Consider the following 21,006-nt stretch of genomic DNA (forward strand, 5'->3'; position numbering starts at 1 on the left):
GAACCAGCAAATGATTCAGGGCAAAGGAGCGAAAAAACTATGAAACAAGGAATTCATCCAGAATATCATCCAGTTGTGTTCATGGACTCAACAACAGGTTTCAAATTCTTGTCAGGTTCTACTAAAACTTCACAAGAAACAGTTGAATGGGAAGACGGAAATACTTACCCAGTAATCCGTGTCGAAGTTACTTCAGATTCTCATCCATTCTACACTGGACGTCAAAAATTCACTCAAGCAGATGGACGTGTCGATCGTTTCAACAAAAAATACGGTCTCAAAGACGCCAACGCAGAGGAAAAATAAAAACATTGAGTTATCAACGTTTTACAGACTACATTTTCGGATGTGGTCTTTTTTTATTTCAAAATTAAAAAAGGTTGTACCAATTTTGATATACTAACTGTAGAATTGAATTATACGCGAAATGACGTAGGAAACGACTGTAAGAAATATTGATAAATGAGGGATTCAAATGATTATTAATCCAACAAAAAAAGCATTACCACTTTTTAACAAAATACCAAGCGTTGCTGACAAGCAATTGGCGCGAAGATTCTCTGAGTTTAATCCGCTGTTTTCTTGGCATGCGAATTATTTCAATGTCAATAGAAAGAAGATTTTATTGGTGGTCAATGACTTGACCTACTTCCCGCTTATTTTCGTAGGAATCGATGCTAAGAATAAGGGGCAGTTAAGCGAGACTTTCCAACAAGCTATTATGGAAGTGTTCCAAGCGGCAGGAATCCCAAAAAAGCAGATTGAAAAATATCTTGATCTAGCTGGTGAAGTGGAGGTGAATGGGGGCTATAATCGTGTTGTTACTGGCATTATGAAGAATATGATTTTTTCATTGGAGTATCATGAGCGATATGATTTTAATACGCTCGTGGATGTTGAAAATAGTCTTGATTTGGCAGAGGACATTTTCAAAGAGCAATATCCCATTGATAAGTTGCGTGAAGCGTTTAAGGAGCCTTTGTTAATTCATGAACTTTCACAAGAATTAACGGAGGAAAGTTATGTGGTGAAGAAGGACTGGGAAAGTCTAACCGATTATAAAGTTGATGGATTTTCTGGAAAAGAGGTCGAAAAAGCGTTGGCTAACAATCGCTTAATCTTAAATGCGTTTAAAGAGTACCTTGAAAAGTCTGAAAAGCTGACAAAGAAAACCGTGAATCATCACTTAGCCAATGTTGAAGATTATCTAAGCAATTATTTGATTTTTTATGGTTTTGACTCAGCGGTAACGACTTTCGATGTCATTAGCGACTTTTTTGGTTGGGGAGCAAGTAAAAATGTTTGGATCAGTGAAAATGCAGTCAAAAAGGCTGGTACAGCGATAAAAAAATTCTATCAGTTTTTGATTGCGGCAGGTGAAGTGAAGGAATCGGCTATGCCAGAAATACGAGACCAGATTGAACTGGGAGTAGAGACTGGAAAGATGACGCTGATGATGAGTGATAGTTGGTATTAAGAGCCGATTTTGATTGGTGCAATTCGGCTGACTTATTTCGATTCGATCAGATAGAGGATTAGAGAACTTCTGTCTAACCAGGATTAGGTAAACAATGAACAACGAACTTCCTATTTTAGCGGCGTTCGTTTTTTGCTGTTTACAAAGAAGCGCTTTGATTGTTGTTTCTGAAACTATCTGCTATGGTTTTGATAGTAAAAAATGATTTTAAAACTAAAATTAGGAGTCTTTACTATGTATAAGAAATGGTATGGGAGTCTTTTCTTTTTTCTTCTATTTTTCCTTTTTCCATCCACTGCAGAAGCATCCCACTATGGGCTAAATGTTAAACAGCAACAGGAGGCATTGAAGCCCTATAGCCATTTTTATCAAGCAGCTTTTTCGAATCAGGATGAGAACAAAGATTTCGGAATGTACAAAATTCCGGGACTCTATAGAGCGAAGACCCTCAGCCTGGAAACGAACGCGATTGCTGATAGTTCTACGATGACGCCACAGGGAATCACGCTGACGGAGAAGTATCTTTTGATTTCGGCCTATAGTCATGATCATGAAAATCATTCGGTCATCTACATGCTGGATCGTGAGACACATCGCTTTATAAAAACTGTTGTGTTGCCTGGTCGTCCGCATCTCGGCGGTATCGCCTATGATCCGAAGCATCAGCGTATTTGGATCACGACGGGCGGACTTTTCGCTGGTTTATCGTCGATTGATTTGAAAGAGCTCGAGGATTATCAGCTAAAAACGGATCGGGTCGTTTCTTATCATCAGCAGATTTCTTTAAAAGAAGTTTCTCATGCTTCGGCGCTAACCTACACATCTGGTGTGCTGGTCGTTGGTTATTTTACACTGAATGAGTATGGGCGTATGGCGACTTATCGTTTGAATGATCAAGGAGAACTAAGAATCAGTTCTCAGGAAAAAATCTCTAGTTTTGACCAAGGAGAGCAGAAAAAAGCTGGATTAACTTCTGTTCCATCCTCTCAATTTGCTCGTTCTCTTGGTTCATGGAAAACACTGGATATGATTCAAGGCATTGCTTTTTATAAAGATTACTTGATTATGTCTCAGTCGTGGGGACCGGAGCGCTCTGGCAAACTCTACTTTTTTGATCTTGATAAAGTCAATAACTTTTTCTCAGTAAAAGACGCCGCCTTTGAGATTGACACACCGCCATATATTGAACAGGTATCCGTGGGCGGTGATCAGCTTTTTGCTGTTTTCGAAGGTGGCGCATGGCCGTATCGCACAAGAAACCCCGTATTGGTGGATCATGTCATTCAATTGAACATTGAAGAGTTACTTACGAAAAAGGATCATGAGTAGTCTTTTTTGATTGTCTAATTTCTGTTTATCGAGAGCTCCTTAATAGGGGTTCTTTTTTGTGCTTCTCATGATGAAACGTATTTCATATCGTGAAACACATTGAGTTGTAAGCGGTATCGGTTCCTTTTTGTACTGCTGCCCCGTATACTGAACACATCATAAAAAGAAGGAGATAAAATGATGAAAGCGAAAATCATGGATAGCATGCAAAAATTTTCGAAAGCAATGTTTGTTCCAGTGCTGATCTTACCAATTGCTGGTATTTTGATCGCGATTGGAAACGTTTTTACGAATCCAAGGTTAATTGAAATGTTTGGATTTTTAGATAATCCTATCACAATGGGATTCGGGAGTATTTTATCGGCTGCACTGTTGCCAGTTTTAACAAACCTAGGAGTAATTTTCTGTGTCGGCATTGCTTTAGGATTGGCAAACAAAAAGAAAGCTGAAGCAGCATTTACTGCTTTACTTGGCTACTTAGTCTTCTTATATGCGATGAACAAGTTTATGGAACTTAGAGACATGCTGGTAGCGCCAGATCAGCTTCAGGGATCGGGACAAGCGTTAGTCTTAGGTGTTCAAGTATTGGATATGGGAGTTTTCTTAGGAATTATTCTTGGAATTGTGGTGGCATTAATTCATAATCGCTTCATCGATACGACATTTAATAACGCTTTTCAGGTTTATGGCGGAGCGCGATTTGTCTTTATCGTTTTGATTCCAGTATTAGTATTAGCAGCGATTGCACTTTCATTTATCTGGCCGGTTATTCAGCAAGGAATTGACGGATTGGGCGGTGTCATTCAGAAGACAGGGAATTTTGGGATTTTTCTCTATGGGTCGTTGGAACGGCTATTGATCCCAACTGGTTTGCACCATTTGATCTATACACCGTTCCTATACACGTCACTTGGCGGCGTGGCGGAAGTTGGTGGGCAAGTATTTGAAGGGGCGCGAAATATTTACTTTGCTGAAATCGCAGATCCTGCGGTTAGAGTTCTATCACAAAGTGTGATTTGGGATGCACGGGGAATTTCAAAAATGTTTGGCTTGATCGGTGCTTGTCTAGCGATGTATCAAACGGCTAAACCAGAAAATAAATTTAAAGTAAAAGCTATTTTGATTCCGGCAGTTGTGACATCTTTTGTGGCTGGAGTGACTGAACCGATTGAATTTTCTTTTATGTTTGTAGCACCAGCATTGTTTGTCATTCATTCTGCATTAAGCGGATTGAGCATGGTGGCTTTGAATATCTTTGGTTCACGGGCGATTGGACCAAATGGCTTTATTGATTTTCTGCTATACAACATACCGTTGGGGACAGAAAAGACCCGTTGGCCGATTTATCTTCTAGTCGGTGTGGCCTTCTTCTTTATTTATTACTTTATCTTCCGCTTCTTAATCGTTAAGTTCAATTTCAAAACAGTTGGACGAGAAGACAGTGATCAGGAAACGAAACTTTACTCGAAAAAAGAATATAACGATAAGAAGGGGTCTGTACCAGATAATGGCGTATTAGCTGTGCCTACGTCTGAGGACGAAGTATCTGGAATAATTGTTGAAGGCTTAGGTGGTGCGGAGAATATCAAAACAATCGACAATTGTTATACCCGTTTGCGGTTGAAGTTGGCAAATCCAGCTTTGGTTGATGAAGGATTATTGAAAAATGAGACTCAAGCAAAGGGTGTCATCAGTAACGGAGAAAATGTCCATGTGGTCTATGGATTGACTGTCCCGCAAGTTCGGGAAAAACTTGAAAAATATTTAGGTAGAGATAGTGGAGGAGACGAATAGTTATGAAGAAATTTTCAGTAGTAATTGCCGGCGGCGGGAGTACGTTTACTCCGGGAATCGTCATGATGATGTTAGACAATTTGGAGCGGTTTCCATTGCGAACGTTGAAACTATACGACAATGACGGTGACCGCCAAGGAGTGCTTGGAGAAGCCTTAGAGATATTATTGAGAGAACAAGCACCAGAGATTGAGTTTATCTATACAACAGATCCAGAAACGGCTTTTACAGATGTTGATTTCTGTATGGCACATATTCGCGTCGGAAAATATGCGATGCGGGAAAAAGATGAAAAAGTTCCGTTGCGTCATGGAGTTTTTGGGCAGGAGACCTGTGGACCTGGGGGAATTGCATATGGGATGCGCAGTATCACAGGCATGCTAGAAATCATCGATTATATGGAAAAGTATTCACCAGATTGCTGGATGCTGAATTATTCTAATCCGGCGGCAATTGTAGCAGAAGCTTGTCGAGTATTACGACCAGATTCAAAGGTGTTAAACATTTGTGACATGCCTGTTGGAACCTTACGTCGGATGTCTCAAATTGTTGGTAAGAAGCCCGAAGAACTAGAAGTCCGTTACTTTGGCTTGAATCATTTTGGCTGGTGGACTAGTGTCAAAGACAAAGAAGGCCATGAATACATTGATCAAATTCGTAATTACGTTTCCGTACATGGCTACTTGACACAAATAGAAGTAGACACTCAGCACACAGACCCAAGTTGGCAGGAGACCCATAAAAAGGCGAAGGATATTTTAGCGGTAACCCCCGATTATTTGCCGAATACTTACTTGAAGTATTACCTGTATCCTGATTACGTTTTTGAACATATGAAGGATCATCCAGAATTTACGCGTGCCAATGAAGTCATGCAAGGTCGAGAAAAAAATGTTTTTGATCATGCCCGTCAAATCATCGCGAATGGTTCAGCGAAGGGAATTGCTTTTGATATTGATGCGCATGCAACGTTCATCGTTGATTTAGCACGTGCGATTGCTTTTAATACTCACGAGCGTATGGTAATGATTGTTGAAAATAATGGCGCCATCGCCAATTTCCCTGATGATGCGATGGTGGAAGTTCCTTGTATTGTCGGTACTGATGGACCAGAAGCCTTAGCTCAAGGTCAAATCCCGGCATTCCAGCAAGCGTTGATGTTCCAGCAGGTCACTGTTGAAAAATTAGTAGTCGAAGCTTATGTTGAAAACAGCTATCAAAAAATGTGGCAGGCCTTGACCTTGTCTAAAACAGTTCCAAGTGCACAGGTTGCCAAAGAACTATTAGACGATTTAATTGTCGAAAATGGCGATACTTGGCCAGAATTACATTAATTTTTTAAGGGATGTAACAGCAGCGAGCCAATGAGTTCGCTGTTGTTATGATCCCTTTTTTAAAAAATTTCAGGAGGAACAATAATGAAGATCACGATGATCGGTTTAGGGAAAATGGGAATGGGGATTGCCGAGAATTTATTGACCCATCACTACCAAGTAAAAGGGTATGATATCAATCTTGATAGCGGGAAACGCTTGATTGAACTGGGCGGAACATTTTATTCAGATATCGTGAGTCTGTTGTCAGATCGATCACAACGTCAAATTGTTTGGCTGATGCTGCCGGCAGGTGCTTTAACAAATGACACGTTGACAGCAGCGGCTGATCGCATGGGTAAAGACGATATTATAATTGATGCTGGAAACTCTCATTATCAGGATAGCTTGACGAACGCTGCCTATTGTCAAACTAAAGGTATCCATTTTATAGATGTTGGGACGTCCGGCGGAGTTTTTGGCGCTAGAAATGGAGCTTGTATGATGGTCGGGGGTGAACGATTTATTTATGATGAGTTAGCCCCATTGTTCCAAAAACTATGTGTGGAAAAAGGATGTATTTATAGTGGCCCGGCTGGGAGTGGTCATTACCTTAAAATGGTCCATAACGGGATTGAATATGGCATGATGCAGGCAATTGGAGAAGGGTTCAATTTATTACATCACAGTCCTTACGATTATTCGATGGCTGAGGTTGCCCAAGTCTTTAATCATGGATCGGTAATCCGCTCATGGCTGATGGAGTTAACTGAAAAGGTTTATCAAGACCAGCTTGATCTGACTGAAATCGCAGGAGTCATTCCTTCTTCAGGTGAAGGGAAATGGACTGTAGAGGAAGCTTTACGTTTAAAAGTGAACCTTCCTGTGATTACGCAATCACTTATGACGCGCTTTGCATCAGAGGATTATGATAAAATAAGCGAGAAGCTTGTCGCATTATTGCGCAATCAGTTTGGCGGACACGCCTTTGTAAAGGATGAATGATTTTGTCAGTATTTTTAGGAATAGATATTGGAACAACAGCAATCAAATTGGGAATCATCCAGGAAAACGAGTTGCTTTATTCCAGTGAGCTGCCACTTCAAACCTATGGAGATGACCGCATCAAATATCAAAATGGGACAGAACTATTAGCAAGTTTAAAATTAGGTATTTTAGCCATTCCTGCGTGGCTGCGTAACGAAATTACAAGGATTAGTTTCAGTACGGCGATGCACAGCTTGATGCCGGATGATGGCAAAAAGCAAATTTTTCTATGGTCAGATCTTCAGGCGGCTAGTCTCATTGATACATTTAAGCAGTCTGATTTAGCCGAACACTTTTATCTGATTTCAGGGACGCCTATCCATGCGATGTCTCCATTTGCAAAGCTGCTGTATTTTCAAACATCAGAAAAATATCCGACAGATACTCGATGGTACGGTATTAAGGAATTGGTTATGGACTATTTTACCGGAGAGGCAGTTGTTGATTATGCAACGGCATCTGCAACAGGTTTGTTTGATTTGCGAAAAAAACAATGGAGTAGTGAAATTCTTGATTATCTAAGGATTAAGGAAGAACAGCTGGCACCATTAGCAGATACTGATCAGGTTTTTGAAATGTTGCCAGAAAAGAGGCGTTTCTTTGGTTTTCCCGACACTATTCAAGTCGTTGTAGGGGCCAGCGATGGGACGCTGGCAGCTTACGCTAGCTACTACTCTACCGGAAGAACAGCTAGTTTAACAATTGGAACAAGTGCCGCGGTTCGTCAAATAAGTAAAAATATTCATTTGGATCAGGAAAAGCAAAATTTCTGCTACTACTTAAAAAAGGAACTGCTTGTATGCGGTGCACCGTCAAACAATGGCGGAGTGATTTTGGCCTGGGCGGCAGAACAACTGGCGGAGAATCCAGCGACTTTTTATGAAAGACTGCCCGATTTGTTAGCTCAAACAGCAGTAGGAGCTAATGGTCTGCGTTTCTGGCCTTATTTGAACGGAGAACGCGCGCCCTATTGGAACAATAAGATAAAAGGCGGGTTTCGAGACCTTACCCTGCAGCATACCAGAAACGATATGCTGAGGAGTGTCTTAGAGGGAATTCTTTTAAACATCCGCCAGCTAGTAAAACTCGTAGCAGAAAATGAAGAGCTCTCTATTAGCGGTGGTTTCTTTCAGACGACTGCGTTGGGACAATTGGCGGCGGATATCTTTGCTACAAAATGCTACTACGCACAGGAAAATGAACCCATTTTTGGGTTGTATTATCTCTTGGAACAGCCAACACGGATGATTGAAGAAAGTCAACAAATTTTTCTACCTAACCTAGGTAACAGTACCGCTTATGAGAAAATCGCGAAAAACTATTTCGAGTAATTATTCGCGCGTAAATTCTTGGACAATGTACTCCATCAATAACAATAATTTACCGAAGAAGCCATTATACTTAATGTTTTGACTATCCAAGGGTCGTTCATCAGCAACCTCAAAAATAATGGTTGCTGCCTTTGTAGCACGAGACTGACTGTTTCCTGTAAAGAGAATCGTTGGAATGCTGCGTTCTTGCGAAAACTGCATTTTTTCAATGACTTTTTGAGTCTCGCCTGATTTTGAAATGACAATCAGCATACTGATATTTCCGGCGTTGTTATTGATAATTCCAGATGAATCAGCTGCATTGACGAAGAGTGTCTTAATCCCATTGACCAATAATTTCTTGTAAAGGTACTCAGCGATAATACTCGAAAAGCCCGTCGCATAAATCGTAATGAATTTGTCTTGATTCTCTTGATAGATTTGTTTCATATTTTGGATCGAGGGAGCAATTTTTTCAGTGGGAATAGAAATATCGACTGTCGCTTCAACAAGTTGATTTTGTGGCTGGTATTGATTTTTCAAAAAATAAAACAGCTCTAAATAACCAGAGAAATCTAATTTTTGTGCTAAACGAACAATCGTTGCGGGTGATGTGTAAAGCGTTGTTGCGATCTTTCTTAATGATACCCCTTCTAACTCATTTATATGTGTGGCTAAGTAAGTTAAGATTGCTTGGTCATTTTCAGACAATTGCTTACCTTTGGTTACCAATTCTAGGTCCATATTTGCCCTCCTAAATGTACTGATTATTTGTATTATACACTATCGCTTTTAGTAAAAAGATGAGATAGAAAGGAGAACGATAGATGTTTAATTTATTTAAAAGTAAAGGGATGAAAATAGATACCCCTGTTGACGGAAGAGTCTTTAATTTGAAAGAAGTTAGTGATCCCGTTTTTAGTGAAAAAATGATGGGTGAGGGTTTTGCAGTTGAACCTAAAAATGGAAAGATCTGCGCACCTGTTAAAGGAACGATCAAATCCTTATTTCCAACACTGCACGCACTTACCATAGAGGCTGAAGATGGCTTGGATGTTTTAATCCATATTGGACTGGACACTGTAGAATTAAATGGCGACGGCTTTAGCTCGATGATTCAGAAAGGACAACAGGTCAAAGTAGGAGAACCATTAATTCAAGTTGACCTTGCTTTTTTAGCGGAAAATAATAAAGATGCTAGTGTGATTGTGGTTTTTCCCGAAATAACAGATAAAGAAGTAATGGTGATTGTTGGGGAGAAACAGGTCGGTGAAGTAGCTGCTGAAGTAAGATGAAGTTGTAATGAATAACTCAGAAGAACTTTCTTGGTTGAAAGTTCTTTTTTTCTGTCTGCCATTTCTTTTTAAGGAATCAAAAATGTATTGATACTGGTCGTCTGTAAGTTCATAGATTCTTTATGATAAAATGAGAGGAAAGATACAGCGTTCATTGGAGGATAACGAATCATGGCGGTAATACTAATTGCAGAAGATGAGAAGCAAATACAAACAATTATTGCTAACTATGCGAAAAAAGAGGGGTACTCCGTGCAACTGGCAGATGATGGTGAAGAAGCATTAGCAATATTAAAGAATAATCCAATTGACTTATTAATACTAGATATTATGATGCCAACCATTGATGGATATTCTGTTTGTGAACAAGCACGAATGATCAGTAATTTACCTATTATTTTTTTAACTGCGAAAAGCGATGAGACAGATAAACTATATGGTTACCATTTAGGAGCAGATGATTATATTACAAAGCCGTTCAGTCCAAACCTCCTTATGGCTAAAGTAAAGGCACTTTTAAAAAGGGCTGATAACAAGCCGAAAATAGAAAACGATATTGAAGCTGGTCAAATTATTCTTAATCCGATATCTAGAGAAGTGTTTGTTGAAAATCAACCTATTGACTTGACCCATACTGAGTATGAACTTCTGCTGCTATTTCTGCGTCATCCAAAACAGGTCTTTTCCAGAGAACAATTACTTAATAAAGTATGGGGATATGATTTTGAAGGAACGACAAGAACGGTAGATGTTCATGTAAAAAACCTCCGTCAAAAACTTGGAGACGAAGGGAAATCCATTGTCACATTAATTCGATCAGGTTATAAATTTGAGGTGAAGTCAGATGAGCAAACCAGTTAACTCAATGAAGTGGTATTCAATCTATCTCACAAATAAAAAAGTTTTCTTTCTTTCTAAATTTGTGATAGTAGGATGTTTGATGGCTTATATTATTTCTTCAGCATTTACTGGCTGGCTGAGAGACGGTTTCTTCCTTTTTTTATTAGTAGCCTTAATTTTAGTTTGGGATGCTATCTTGAAAAAAATTATCTCACAGCCGATTCTAGAAATCAGTAAAGCTGCCCATCGGATGGCAAATTTAGATTTTTCGGAACCATGTCCGATTAATACAAAGGATGAACTTGGGAAACTAGCGAATGATTTAAATACAACTGCGGCGAATCTTGAACGTTCTCTTGCGCAGCGAAAGGACCTAACGGATTCGTTGTCACATGAGTTAAAGACACCTCTAGGGGTAATCCGGGCTTATGCAGAAGGACTTGAATCTGCTGATCCAGAACAAGAAGTGATGTATCGCCAAACAATTATTGAAGAGACAAAAAAAATGTCAGAATTAGTGAACACGCTTTTAGACTTATCTGCTTTAGAGGCGGGAGCAGCACAATTAACAACTGAATCATTTGACTTAGTTGAACTAGTAGAAATAGTAGCAGGAAGAGAGTTCATTGACAGTTCATCTAAGTCCTTTCACTTAAACTATTCACTACCAGATACTCCGATATATATTGTTGCTGACTGCAATCGAATTCAGCAAGTGCTTCATAATTTTATGAGCAATGCTAAAAAAATTGTGACTAAAAATGGTGAAATATCTATAGAAATGATCGAGTTGGATGGATTTGTTCGCTTTTCAATTTATAATGATGGTCCTTTTGTCGTGGATGAAGTTTGGAAGAGATTTCATAGAACGAGAGGCAGTGAAAATAAAAATGGTTCAGGATTAGGACTTACGATTGCTTCTCAAATTTTGACTATGCATCAAGTTGATTTTGGTTTTATAAATCAGGATACTGGTGTTTCCTTTTATTTTATTTTCCCAATAAGCTAATCTTGTAAAAAAGTCATGCCGCGCTTTAGGGAGCCACTGATAAAGTTCAATAACAAAAATTGTCGAAAGAGAATGCAGGCATTTTCTTTCGACAATTTTTTCTTTTAGATAGTGATTCGTTGTCCAGATATCTTTATAATTAGAAGTATCTAGGGGGCGATTTCATGCTTAAACAAATGGTTCAAACCAAACTTAGTCCATATAGTGATCTTTATGATTTACTCATCCCAGCCGATCATATTTTGCGTCGGTTCAATGAGTTAGTTGACTTTTCTTTTGTTTACGAGGAACTAGAAAATAAATATTGTTTAAACGATGGTCGCAATGCCTATGATCCGATTAAGTTATTCAAATATTTGATGTTAAAAGCGATGTTTCCCGCGTCTGATGTGGATCTCGTTGCTCGCAGTAAAACAGACATGGCCTACAAATATTTTCTTGGCTTAGCTCCAGAAGACGAGGTCATTGATCCAAGTCTACTGACGAAATTCAGACGACAACGCTTGAACGATTCAAATTTACTAGATCTCTTATTGAACAAAACCGTTCAGCTCGCGATCGAAAAAGAGATTATCAAAAGCAAAGGAATTATCGTAGATGCCACACATACCGCTTCTAGATTTAATAAAAAATCCGCAATAGAGCTCTTACGTTCTTATTCAAAAAAGGTGCGCAAAGCGATTTATACAGTAAAACCTGAAGCGAAACAGATCATGCCTGAAAAAAATCAAAAAAACGAGTACCAAGCAGAAAAAGACTATGTAAAGACGCTCTTAAAAGCAATTGAGGAACATCCAGAATGGTCCGTCATACCTGCAGTCGCGGAGTCAGTCAATCAGTTAAAAGAAACGGTTGAAGATTGCCAAGAATATGAAGTCTATTCTCACGATACGTCCGCAAAGGTTGGACATAAAACCGCAGAAACAGAATTTTTCGGCTATAAAACCCATCTGGCTATCACCGAAGAACGAATTATCGCAGCCGCAAGTGTGACTGGTGGGGATGTTGGAGACGGCCCATATTTAAAAGAATTAGTTGAAAAATCACGTGCGAACGGAATTGATGTGAAGGAAGTTATCGGTGATACAGCGTATTCAGGAAAAGCCAACTTACTTTTTACAGCAGAAGAAAAAATTAAACTTTATTCAAAACTTCATCCAGTGATTTCAAATGGCACACGAGATCCCGAACAGGAGTGGGAATATAATAAGGACGCTGGAATGTACGTCTGTCCCAATGGACAATTGGCCTTTCGAAAAGCTGTTCAAGGAAAGAAAAATCAAGGAGAAAACCAACGATTGACCTTCTATTTTGATGTAAAAAAGTGCCAAGCTTGTCCATTGAATGAGGACTGTTATAAAGAAGGGGCAAAAAGTAAAACGTACAGTGTGACGATTCAATCCCAAGCACATAGCGACCAACAGACATTTCAGGAAACGGAAGCGTTCCAAAAACGTTACCGTATGCGTTATATGATTGAAGGAAAGAATAGTGAAATCAAAAACAGACATGGCTACAATGTTTCTTGGTCTAAAGACATTGAGGGCATGATGCTTCAAGGAGCCAGTACGCTCTTTGTCACTAATTTAAAACGAATCGTTAAGCTGATTGATGAAAAAGCGGAAGAAAAATAATAAAGAACGCCCGATGATCAACTTTGTAGGCTGATCATCGGGCTTTTTCCGTTCATTAATCTGAGTTTTTGTAGAAACTAGGGTACTTTATCAGTGGCTCCCGCTTTAGGCATGACTTTTTTACATGCTCTTCATGGTGTCTTTACACTGTCTTTACAAGAAAAGGCTAAAATTTTAGAAAATAAAAAAGCATTGAGGTGATTGTAATGTTTCTAGGATTAGATTGGTATTGGTGGGTAGTTTTTGTGCTGCTATTCGTTCTCTCGCTTCCTTTAAAAATCAAATTTATGAACAGATGGTCAATGAAAAAGAATGGAAAGAATACTCATCGTGATAAATGGGGGAATGAAAAATGATTGGGGTAAAGAATCTAACTTATTCGTATAAAAAAAATAAACAAACAATTCACGGAATAGATTTTAATGTCGAAAAGGGAGAAATATTTGGTTTTTTAGGACCTAACGGCTCTGGAAAATCTACCACTCAAAAAATACTGACAGGTGTCATGAGAAATTTTGGTGGCGAGGTTTCTGTTATGGGTCAAGAGGTTTCTCGCAAAACTGATCGGACATTTTATCAAAAAATTGGTGTTCTTTTTGAATTTCCCTACCTATATGCCAATTTAAGTGCTTTAGATAATCTGAACTATTTTGCCTCCTTTTATCCAGAGAATCAATTACAGAATATTCCTGATTTATTGAAGCGTTTAGAAGTAAAAAAGGACTTTCTAAACAAGCCTATTTCATCCTATTCAAAAGGGATGAGACAGCGGGTAAGCATGGCACGAGCATTAATGACGAATCCGGAACTCCTTTTCTTAGATGAACCAACAAGTGGCTTGGACCCTTCTGGCGCTGTACTTTTTCGAAAAATTATTGAAGAAGAACGTTCAAAAGGGACCACGGTTTTTCTCACAACTCATAATATGGTGGATGCCGAGCTTCTTTGTGATCGTGTAGCGTTTATAGTAGATGGCACTATTGCAGCTTTAGATACACCTAAGAAACTGAAAGAAAAAGACAGCAATCAAGAATTAGTAATAGAGTATCTACTAAATGATGAGAGAATAAGTAAGACATTAACGACATTCGATTTTGATCGTTGGTTAACGTTCCCCCATGATGAAATACTGAGTATCCATTCTCAAGAGCCAACATTGGAGGAAGTCTTCATACAATACACGGGAAGGGGATTGTCCTGATGTTGAATATTTTTTTCTCACTTTTAAAAAAAGATTTTAAAATGCTGATCTCTAGTAAATTTTTTTTGTTGGTATTTGGATCACTCATTCTATATTCTAGCTATATTCAATTGGTTTATGTAAATATTGACCAATCAATTTATCCAGTCTATCTCTATGATCCAGATCAACAATTTTCTTTGGTATCTAAGGACGTTATTAAGGTCAAAAATAAAGATGAACTTTTACAACGCAGTAAAAATGATTACGCTATCGGAATAGACGCAACAAACCAAAAAACTAAACTAATAATGACTTCCTCCAATAGTAAAGCAACGGACAAGATACGATCAGCATATGCTCTTTCTCTATTAACTAATGGAGAATCTGACGTAACACAAATTGGTAACTACAATAAAAAACAAAAGAATATACGAGAAATTACCTGTGAATTTCTTTTTTTTGAATTAGTAGCAGTAGGTTTTTTAGGGGTCGCTTCAACACTTTTTAAAGAAAAGCATATGGGAGTGATACGGGTGCATGGAGTGATACCGATGATCAAAAATATGTTTATCGCCTCTAAATTAACTTCGTTTCTTTTGGCAGATATTCTATTTTCAGCTTTACTGACAATTATTAATCTGGGTGGAATGGATAGTTTGAATGCCTTGCCAGCCGTATTGTTTCAAACAATAATTATGTCACTAATCATGACCTTAATAGGATTCATCTGTGCAGTTCGATTATCTGATTTTAAGCAATTTTCTTTACTTTATTTAGTATTGGCAGTTTTTGTTACTACTCCTGTTTTTTTAGCGGGACAGACTGAAGTGACTTGGGAGTGGATAAACTTTCATCCGTTGTATCACATGTTTCAATCAATGAAACGTGCTTTTTTTCAAGTACCTGCTGCTAGTGGTCTATACTACTTCATATGTTTGATCGTTGTTCTTCTTCTTTTCAAAGTTGCAAGAAATGTCTTGGCAAATGAAATAGCAAAGGAGGGTTAATATGAAAGGGTTGAGTTATCAATTAAAAAATAGTTTTAGAGACAAGTTATGTATGCTAACATTTTTGTTACCACTCATTTTTGGTATTTTTGTTAATGTTCTTTCAAGTGTTGAGATTGATACGATAGAAGAAATTTCATTTGGAATTGTCAAAAGTGATTTGACACAAGATATGTCAAAATGGCTAGAAGAGAATGGAAATGTTAGTATTTATCAAAATCAAAACATGTTGAACACGGCTGTGAATAACCCCTCAACTCAGATTATTGGTGTAACAAATGAAGCAGGACAGCTCAGGCCGATTCTTTCTGGTGATGAGTGGTCGCTGTACAAGAAATTGGCAGGACGATTGCCTCAAATGTATGAGGAAAGAGGACAGATAGATGCAGTCGATACAAGCATTCAGAAAACAGAAAAAAAACAAAATGGTTTAAGGTCCTTGTTGATTGCAATTACCATGGTAACAGCAATGTTCATGGGTTGTACGTTTAATGCCATGAGTATAATAGGAGAAAAAGAGGATGGGATAACTTTTATCAATGATATTCTACCGATGACTCAGAAGGACTATGTTTTACAAAAAATATTCTTGGGATTTTCCGGCGCGATCCTTTCAACCATCATCACTGCTTTTATTTGTATACGTATTGAAATAAAGGGATTCATTTTATTGCTTCTTTTAATCATTCTATCTTCCTTTATTGCTGCTTTTTTAGGATTACTAATTGGAAAAATTGCAAATAATATGATGGTAGGAATACTTTATATCAAAGGAATTATGGTTCTGTTTATTGCACCACCAATCCTCCTCTATTTACTAACCGCAGAAACTAGTTTAGCTCGAGCATTCTCATACATTTTACCATCAAGTGCGACCTTTTATGGCTTAATGGATATAATGAATGGAAGAAGCGGATCGACACTCAAAAATATTTTAATCTTAATAGCTCATTGCATTTTTGGAGTAATGATTTATAAGAAAGGCCATAAACGACTCGGTGATTGACACTAGGTTCTAACTAAATTATAGTATGCGAAAGAAAGTGGTGTAGTCGAATGAAATCAATATTGCTAATTGGACAGTCAAATATGGCTGGACGAGGATACTTAAACGAGGTTCCCGCAATCTATAATGAATCAATTGAAATGTTGCGTAACGGTAGATGGCAAATGATGGCAGAACCTATTCATAACGATCGAGAGGTATCAGGAGTTGGCCCTGCTGCTTCCTTTGCAGCAGCTTGGTCACAAGACCATCCAGGAGAGAAAATCGGTTTGATTCCTTGTGCAGAAGGAGGTAGTTCGATTGATGAATGGGCGCCTGACCAAACGCTGACTCGACACGCTCTGTCTGAAGTAAAATTTGCGCTGGAAACCAGTGATCTGATAGGGATTTTGTGGCACCAGGGCGAAAACGATAGTTTAGATGGTCGCTATAAAGATTATGGAGTAAAATTGAAAGCTCTTTTCAATCATATGCGACAGGAACTTGCACGTCCTACTTTACCTATTATCATTGGAGAATTACCCGATTTTCTGGGTAAGAGGGGCTTTGGGTTAAATGCAACTGAATTCGAAGCAATCAATCTTGAAATGGCTAGGGTGGCAAGTGAAGACGAAAACTGTTTTTTAGTTAGTGCGAAGAATTTATCGGCCAATCCTGATGGTATTCATCTCAACGCCGAATCACAAAGACAATTTGGTATTCGCTATTATGAAGCATTCAGAAAAAAAAGCGATGTTACAGATGCTTTAGGAGATGAAGATGAAAAACTTGGTCGAATTTATGGGCGAGAAACGACTAAAAATGAAAAAATCTATCTATTAAGTCGAGATTTTGCGCTTGGAAAGATGTCCTATCAAAAGTTTATGGAAAAAATTTCTCTAATTTCCAATTAGTTGGGGAATGTAGAATAAAAGGAAAGCCCACGAAAATTTTTGTGGGCTTTCCTTTGTCTCTAGTAGTTCGAGCCTTTTCCCTGTATGATTGTCTTAAAAAGTATATCACTAGAAAGGGGGAAAAATGAAAAAGAACTTTAGTTTCCATTTATATGCCATGATTACGATTGCGTGCTGGTCTTTGGCTTTTGTATTGTCGCGATTAGTGATGCGAGAGATATCCTCAGAGTCTTTAGGATTTTTACGCTATTTGATTGCATCGCTTGTGTTACTTTGTTTGATTCCCTTTTTACACTTACGTAAGGTGGATTATAAAGATTTAGGACTGATCTTCTTAACTGGCGCAACCGGTTTTTTTCTTTACATGATCGCTTTTAATAAAGGGGTTAAGGAGGTAAATGCTGCTACTAGCAGTGTAATCATTGCCACTGTTCCAATGATTACAGCACTATTGTCTCGATTTATCTATAAAGAAAAAATAACCATAAGGCAGTGGTTTGCGACTGGGGTTTCCTTTATAGGAGTAGTGATTATTACGGTTTTTAGTAAAGGATTCACCATCAGTAATGGACTCAATTGGCTTTTTTTTGCGGCAGTATTACTGGCATTCTATAATTTATTGCAAAAGAAACTGCTTAAAAAATACTCCGCGATTCAAAGTACGATGATGAGTATTTTTTCTGGAACCATGATGCTGGCCATTTTTCTACCAAAGACGATCAATGAAATTCCCGCTCTTACGCTCAATTCAATACTACTTATATTGATAATGGGGATCTTTTCGAGCGCTGTCGCGTACGTTTCATGGACAAAGGCCTTTGAAGTAGCAGAAAATGCAGCATCCGTTAGCAATTATATGTATATAACGCCCTTATTGACCACAATATTGGGACTAGCTATTGCAAAAGAATCGTTAAATTTATCTACGGTTTTTGGCGGTTTGATTATTTTATCTGGATTACTTTTGTTTAATAGTGGTCAGGTATTCTCAAAAAAAATAGAAGTCAGGCGCTTGAAGATGGATGAATTAGTAGAAGCAGCCCGCGTAATTCGAGAAAGTTTTGCTACTGTAGCGGATGAATTTGGACTGACTTGCGATAACTGTCCGACCAATGGCGCCTTTACTGAGGCAAAGCATTTGAGAAGCGATTTAGGAAATGGGAATCAGCTGTTTGGTGTCTTTTTGGGAAGGAAAATGATTGGTTTTTTTGAACTGGTTTATAAAGAAAATCAACAAGCATTCTTAGAAAAAGTAGGGATTATCCCGGTAGAAAGAGGAAATAAGTACGGTGAATTTATATTAAACAACGCTCGAAGGATTGCCCAAAACGACCAAATGAAACAGATAAACATTGGAATCATTAAAGAAAATAATCGATTAAAAGAGTGGTACCAAAGAAACGGCTATCAAATTGTTTGTAGTGAGAATTTCTCCCACTTACCGTTTGAAGTATTGTATTTACAATTAGATATAATAGAGGAGATGGATAATGGACAAGCAGAGTGCGGTCAATCAAATTAATCTTGAATACCCTGATTTTTTTATTGAGAAAATAGAGTTTCTGGGATCAGGCTTTGATAGTGAAGCTTTTCTAATAAATCAGATTTATGTTTTTAAGTTTCCTCGCCATCAAAAAGCGGCCAAAAATCTTTATAAGGAAGCTTTGATATTGAAGGAAATAAAAGGTCAGGTACCGTTGAAGGTTCCCGACATTTGCTTTGTTGGAGAATCAGATGCATTAAACGAACTACAATTTGTAGGGTATGAAAAAATTGAGGGTGTTCCTCTAGATGCAGAGATTTTAGCGACATTAACGAAAGAACGGAAGGATAAATTGGCCAAGGAGCTTGCTGCTTTTTTCAAAGCACTTCATGGAATTGATCTGTCAATTACGATCGAGGGACTTAAGGTAGAGAAGAAGAATAAAGCAAAACATGAATATAAAGTAATTAAGGAAAATGCATATCCTTTTTTGAAGAATTCTGTTAAAAATCAAATTGATAAAGTTTATCAAAGATTACTAAATCAGGAATTTCATGATAAGAATTGCTTGATTCACAATGATTTTGGCGCTAGTAATGTATACTACGACTTATCAACCAATGAGATTAATGGTGTAATTGATTTCGGTGATAGTGCGATTTATGATCGTGATATGGAATTCGTTTGTTTGATGTATGATTACGAAGAAGGATTCGATCAAGAGTTTGTTCAAAAGTTGATAGATTACTATGGAGTTGATTCTGCAAGTCTGATCAACAAGTTCAATTTTACTGGTTTTTATAATCAACTTGAAAATATCTATTTAGGAAAAGAATTCGAGATGAAGGAACTATTAGACGAAAGTATTCATAGCATTCAAAAGGGCATAGAAGGATATGAAGAGAATATTTTGAGAGAAGATAAAACGAAATATTACCTCTAGTAAACAACTACTAGAGATAATATTATTTCTGACGTGTCATTTTTTTTGATTCAAAGAGGTGCTACCGATTAAATAACAATACTTAAACCGCTAAACATTGTCACTCGTTTAGCGGTTTAAGTATTGTTTTAGTTTTTTTCTTGATCAGAATGTTTTGTTATTTCTTGTAAAAGCTCAATTTGCAGTTGCTGAAGTTCAATAAGAAGTTGCCATTTTGATTCCATCAAGTAGTCAAGTTTTTCATGAAGAAGATGGATTTCCACTTCAGATTTAACATTTACTTCATAATCGTTGTCTGCTTCGACTCGATCACGCTCTGTCTGGCGATTTTGACTCATCAAAATTATGGGTGCTTGAATAGCAGCTAGACAAGATAAGGCTAAGTTTAGCAAAATGTATGGAAATTTATCAAAAGGTTCAAAAAATAACGGAAATGTATTTAAAGTAATCCAAGCCGCTAAGACAAGAATGAAGAATATAATAAAGGTCCAGCTTCCACCAAATTTCGCAATGTCATCCGCAACTTTTTGACCAAATGTTTCTTTGTGTTTCAGTTTGTCATTAACATTTTTTATATGAACTTCTTCTGATCGTATTCTATGCTTCAGCTCTTGATTAAACTGCTTTGAAGTAGAATATTCTTTACTTAATAGTTGATTCATATATAGAATACGAAAATTTAGCAGTGTCATTCGAGAAATAGTGGAGTGAGTAGTTAATTTGCTATCCATCTGTAAAATGAATTCTTGAAGTTCGATATCTAGACTAGAAATTTGAAAAACTTGATCAGAATGTTTATTCGACAAAAGAATCACCTGCTTTTCTTTTAATCATAGCACTAAGTAGTATGATCTATTTCCAAGATGCTTAAATAATAAAAAAGAAACGACATTGAATGTGACGACAATAGAATATTGGCAGAAAAAGTAAAACTGTATTCCATGAATAGATTACTTTTTCAAACTCTATGGATTTTTCTTTGATATGTCGAATTTTATAACAGCATAACTTGGTATTTTCATATTTTTTTATAATGGGAGTAAAAAATAAAAAAAGTTTCCTTTTAACGAGCTAGATTGTGTGCTATAAGTGGATTGTTCATTTGTGAAAAGAAAATTTCTGTAAAAAAATATCGTTTGACAGTTCTAATTTGATTAGTCTATAGTCGAAATAGAAATACATGAGTAAAAGTAAACAAAAGAACCAATTAATTTGCGTATGTTTAGTAAAGCAGAAAAATACAGACGGAAACAGGTAGCTTAATACTTTGGATCACATATCATTTAATAGGGCACGAGACTCATTAAAAATGAGAAAATAATAAGTTTTGAATTTTCTCTTTTTCAATCCTTGTTATTCTAAGATTTCTCATTCATGATTCCTTGTTTTTAAAAGCTACTAGTTTAGGTTTGGCAAGATATCAACAGTTGTTTTTATGTCTAA

19 protein-coding genes are annotated in these 21,006 nt (G+C 37.5%); 17 read left to right on the forward strand and 2 right to left on the reverse strand.

Annotated elements, in window-relative coordinates; genetic code table 11:
* Positions 1-39: 39 nt before the first annotated feature.
* The 7 genes from J9537_RS06105 to J9537_RS06135 all read left to right on the forward strand — a co-directional run bounded on the left by J9537_RS06105 (position 40) and on the right by J9537_RS06135 (position 8,291).
* A complete protein-coding gene (locus J9537_RS06105) occupies positions 40-306 on the forward strand; it encodes a type B 50S ribosomal protein L31 (RefSeq protein ID WP_010744532.1) in 267 nt (88 codons plus the stop codon).
* A gap of 169 nt (positions 307-475) precedes the next feature.
* Complete coding sequence (locus J9537_RS06110; RefSeq protein ID WP_218257098.1) at positions 476-1,477, forward strand: DUF6933 domain-containing protein; 1,002 nt, start codon at positions 476-478, stop codon at positions 1,475-1,477.
* A gap of 234 nt (positions 1,478-1,711) precedes the next feature.
* A complete protein-coding gene (locus J9537_RS06115; RefSeq protein ID WP_218257099.1) occupies positions 1,712-2,806 on the forward strand; it encodes a YncE family protein in 1,095 nt (364 codons plus the stop codon).
* A gap of 180 nt (positions 2,807-2,986) precedes the next feature.
* Positions 2,987-4,600, forward strand: a complete 1,614-nt coding sequence (locus J9537_RS06120) for a PTS transporter subunit EIIC (RefSeq protein ID WP_218257339.1) — start codon at positions 2,987-2,989, stop codon at positions 4,598-4,600.
* 2 nt (positions 4,601-4,602) lie between these two features.
* Positions 4,603-5,934: a 6-phospho-alpha-glucosidase gene (locus J9537_RS06125; protein WP_218257100.1), complete on the forward strand. Its 1,332-nt coding sequence runs from the start codon at positions 4,603-4,605 to the stop codon at positions 5,932-5,934.
* Between the two features lie 84 nt (positions 5,935-6,018).
* On the forward strand, positions 6,019-6,918 hold the full coding sequence (gnd, locus tag J9537_RS06130; RefSeq protein WP_218257101.1) for a phosphogluconate dehydrogenase (NAD(+)-dependent, decarboxylating): 900 nt from the start codon (positions 6,019-6,021) through the stop codon (positions 6,916-6,918).
* Positions 6,915-8,291, forward strand: coding sequence for a gluconokinase (locus tag J9537_RS06135; protein ID WP_218257102.1), 1,377 nt, complete (start codon positions 6,915-6,917; stop codon positions 8,289-8,291). The genes gnd and J9537_RS06135 overlap by 4 nt, the downstream gene beginning before the upstream one ends.
* On the opposite strand, the gene J9537_RS06140 is transcribed toward J9537_RS06135, so the two are convergent.
* Positions 8,292-9,014 (reverse strand): MurR/RpiR family transcriptional regulator, encoded by a 723-nt coding sequence (locus tag J9537_RS06140; RefSeq protein WP_010744539.1) that lies wholly within the window; start codon positions 9,012-9,014, stop codon positions 8,292-8,294.
* A gap of 83 nt (positions 9,015-9,097) precedes the next feature.
* On the opposite strand from J9537_RS06140, the gene J9537_RS06145 reads away from it, so the two are divergent.
* From J9537_RS06145 to J9537_RS06190, 10 genes are all read left to right on the forward strand, one after another.
* A complete protein-coding gene (locus J9537_RS06145) occupies positions 9,098-9,565 on the forward strand; it encodes a PTS sugar transporter subunit IIA (RefSeq protein WP_218257103.1) in 468 nt (155 codons plus the stop codon).
* 171 nt (positions 9,566-9,736) lie between these two features.
* Positions 9,737-10,426: a response regulator transcription factor gene (locus J9537_RS06150; protein WP_218257104.1), complete on the forward strand. Its 690-nt coding sequence runs from the start codon at positions 9,737-9,739 to the stop codon at positions 10,424-10,426.
* A 79-nt stretch (positions 10,427-10,505) separates the two neighbouring features.
* A complete protein-coding gene (locus J9537_RS06155) occupies positions 10,506-11,414 on the forward strand; it encodes a HAMP domain-containing sensor histidine kinase (RefSeq protein WP_218257105.1) in 909 nt (302 codons plus the stop codon).
* Between the two features lie 164 nt (positions 11,415-11,578).
* Positions 11,579-13,048, forward strand: a complete 1,470-nt coding sequence (locus tag J9537_RS06160) for an IS1182 family transposase (RefSeq protein ID WP_218255920.1) — start codon at positions 11,579-11,581, stop codon at positions 13,046-13,048.
* A gap of 352 nt (positions 13,049-13,400) precedes the next feature.
* Positions 13,401-14,249 carry an ABC transporter ATP-binding protein gene (locus J9537_RS06165; RefSeq protein WP_218257106.1) on the forward strand — a complete coding sequence of 283 codons (849 nt, stop codon included), beginning with the start codon at positions 13,401-13,403 and terminating at the stop codon, positions 14,247-14,249.
* Complete coding sequence (locus tag J9537_RS06170; protein ID WP_218257107.1) at positions 14,249-15,238, forward strand: ABC transporter permease; 990 nt, start codon at positions 14,249-14,251, stop codon at positions 15,236-15,238. Before J9537_RS06165 ends, J9537_RS06170 begins: the two co-directional genes overlap by 1 nt.
* A 1-nt stretch (position 15,239) precedes the next feature.
* Complete coding sequence (locus tag J9537_RS06175) at positions 15,240-16,244, forward strand: ABC transporter permease (protein WP_218257108.1); 1,005 nt, start codon at positions 15,240-15,242, stop codon at positions 16,242-16,244.
* A gap of 50 nt (positions 16,245-16,294) precedes the next feature.
* Complete coding sequence (locus J9537_RS06180; protein WP_218257109.1) at positions 16,295-17,137, forward strand: sialate O-acetylesterase; 843 nt, start codon at positions 16,295-16,297, stop codon at positions 17,135-17,137.
* Positions 17,138-17,261: 124 nt separating this feature from the next.
* Positions 17,262-18,659: a DMT family transporter gene (locus J9537_RS06185; RefSeq protein WP_218257110.1), complete on the forward strand. Its 1,398-nt coding sequence runs from the start codon at positions 17,262-17,264 to the stop codon at positions 18,657-18,659.
* Positions 18,628-19,563 (forward strand): phosphotransferase family protein, encoded by a 936-nt coding sequence (locus tag J9537_RS06190; RefSeq protein WP_218257111.1) that lies wholly within the window; start codon positions 18,628-18,630, stop codon positions 19,561-19,563. Before J9537_RS06185 ends, J9537_RS06190 begins: the two co-directional genes overlap by 32 nt.
* Positions 19,564-19,691: 128 nt before the next feature.
* Here J9537_RS06190 and J9537_RS06195 read toward each other — a convergent pair whose 3' ends face one another.
* Positions 19,692-20,369 (reverse strand): DUF1003 domain-containing protein, encoded by a 678-nt coding sequence (locus J9537_RS06195; RefSeq protein ID WP_218257112.1) that lies wholly within the window; start codon positions 20,367-20,369, stop codon positions 19,692-19,694.
* Between the last annotated feature and the right edge of the window lie 637 nt (positions 20,370-21,006).

It is taken from the genome of Enterococcus raffinosus, from assembly GCF_019175485.1.
Lineage (GTDB): Bacteria > Bacillota > Bacilli > Lactobacillales > Enterococcaceae > Enterococcus_A > Enterococcus_A raffinosus.

Excerpts from the sequence above, each read along its gene's own strand:
- J9537_RS06105 (WP_010744532.1), top strand. The coding sequence starts at position 40 with ATGAAACAAGGAATTCATCCAGAATATCATCCAGTTGTGTTCATGGAC.
- J9537_RS06170 (WP_218257107.1), top strand. The coding sequence starts at position 14,249 with ATGTTGAATATTTTTTTCTCACTTTTAAAAAAAGATTTTAAAATGCTG.
- J9537_RS06185 (WP_218257110.1), top strand. The coding sequence starts at position 17,262 with ATGAAAAAGAACTTTAGTTTCCATTTATATGCCATGATTACGATTGCG.
- J9537_RS06180 (WP_218257109.1), top strand. The coding sequence starts at position 16,295 with ATGAAATCAATATTGCTAATTGGACAGTCAAATATGGCTGGACGAGGA.
- J9537_RS06125 (WP_218257100.1), top strand. The coding sequence starts at position 4,603 with ATGAAGAAATTTTCAGTAGTAATTGCCGGCGGCGGGAGTACGTTTACT.
- J9537_RS06135 (WP_218257102.1), top strand. The coding sequence starts at position 6,915 with ATGATTTTGTCAGTATTTTTAGGAATAGATATTGGAACAACAGCAATC.
- J9537_RS06155 (WP_218257105.1), top strand. The coding sequence starts at position 10,506 with ATGGCTTATATTATTTCTTCAGCATTTACTGGCTGGCTGAGAGACGGT.
- J9537_RS06165 (WP_218257106.1), top strand. The coding sequence starts at position 13,401 with ATGATTGGGGTAAAGAATCTAACTTATTCGTATAAAAAAAATAAACAA.
- J9537_RS06120 (WP_218257339.1), top strand. The coding sequence starts at position 2,987 with ATGAAAGCGAAAATCATGGATAGCATGCAAAAATTTTCGAAAGCAATG.
- gnd (WP_218257101.1), top strand. The coding sequence starts at position 6,019 with ATGAAGATCACGATGATCGGTTTAGGGAAAATGGGAATGGGGATTGCC.
- J9537_RS06145 (WP_218257103.1), top strand. The coding sequence starts at position 9,098 with ATGTTTAATTTATTTAAAAGTAAAGGGATGAAAATAGATACCCCTGTT.
- J9537_RS06150 (WP_218257104.1), top strand. The coding sequence starts at position 9,737 with ATGGCGGTAATACTAATTGCAGAAGATGAGAAGCAAATACAAACAATT.
- J9537_RS06190 (WP_218257111.1), top strand. The coding sequence starts at position 18,628 with ATGGACAAGCAGAGTGCGGTCAATCAAATTAATCTTGAATACCCTGAT.
- J9537_RS06140 (WP_010744539.1), bottom strand. The coding sequence starts at position 9,014 with ATGGACCTAGAATTGGTAACCAAAGGTAAGCAATTGTCTGAAAATGAC.
- J9537_RS06110 (WP_218257098.1), top strand. The coding sequence starts at position 476 with ATGATTATTAATCCAACAAAAAAAGCATTACCACTTTTTAACAAAATA.
- J9537_RS06115 (WP_218257099.1), top strand. The coding sequence starts at position 1,712 with ATGTATAAGAAATGGTATGGGAGTCTTTTCTTTTTTCTTCTATTTTTC.
- J9537_RS06160 (WP_218255920.1), top strand. The coding sequence starts at position 11,579 with ATGCTTAAACAAATGGTTCAAACCAAACTTAGTCCATATAGTGATCTT.
- J9537_RS06175 (WP_218257108.1), top strand. The coding sequence starts at position 15,240 with ATGAAAGGGTTGAGTTATCAATTAAAAAATAGTTTTAGAGACAAGTTA.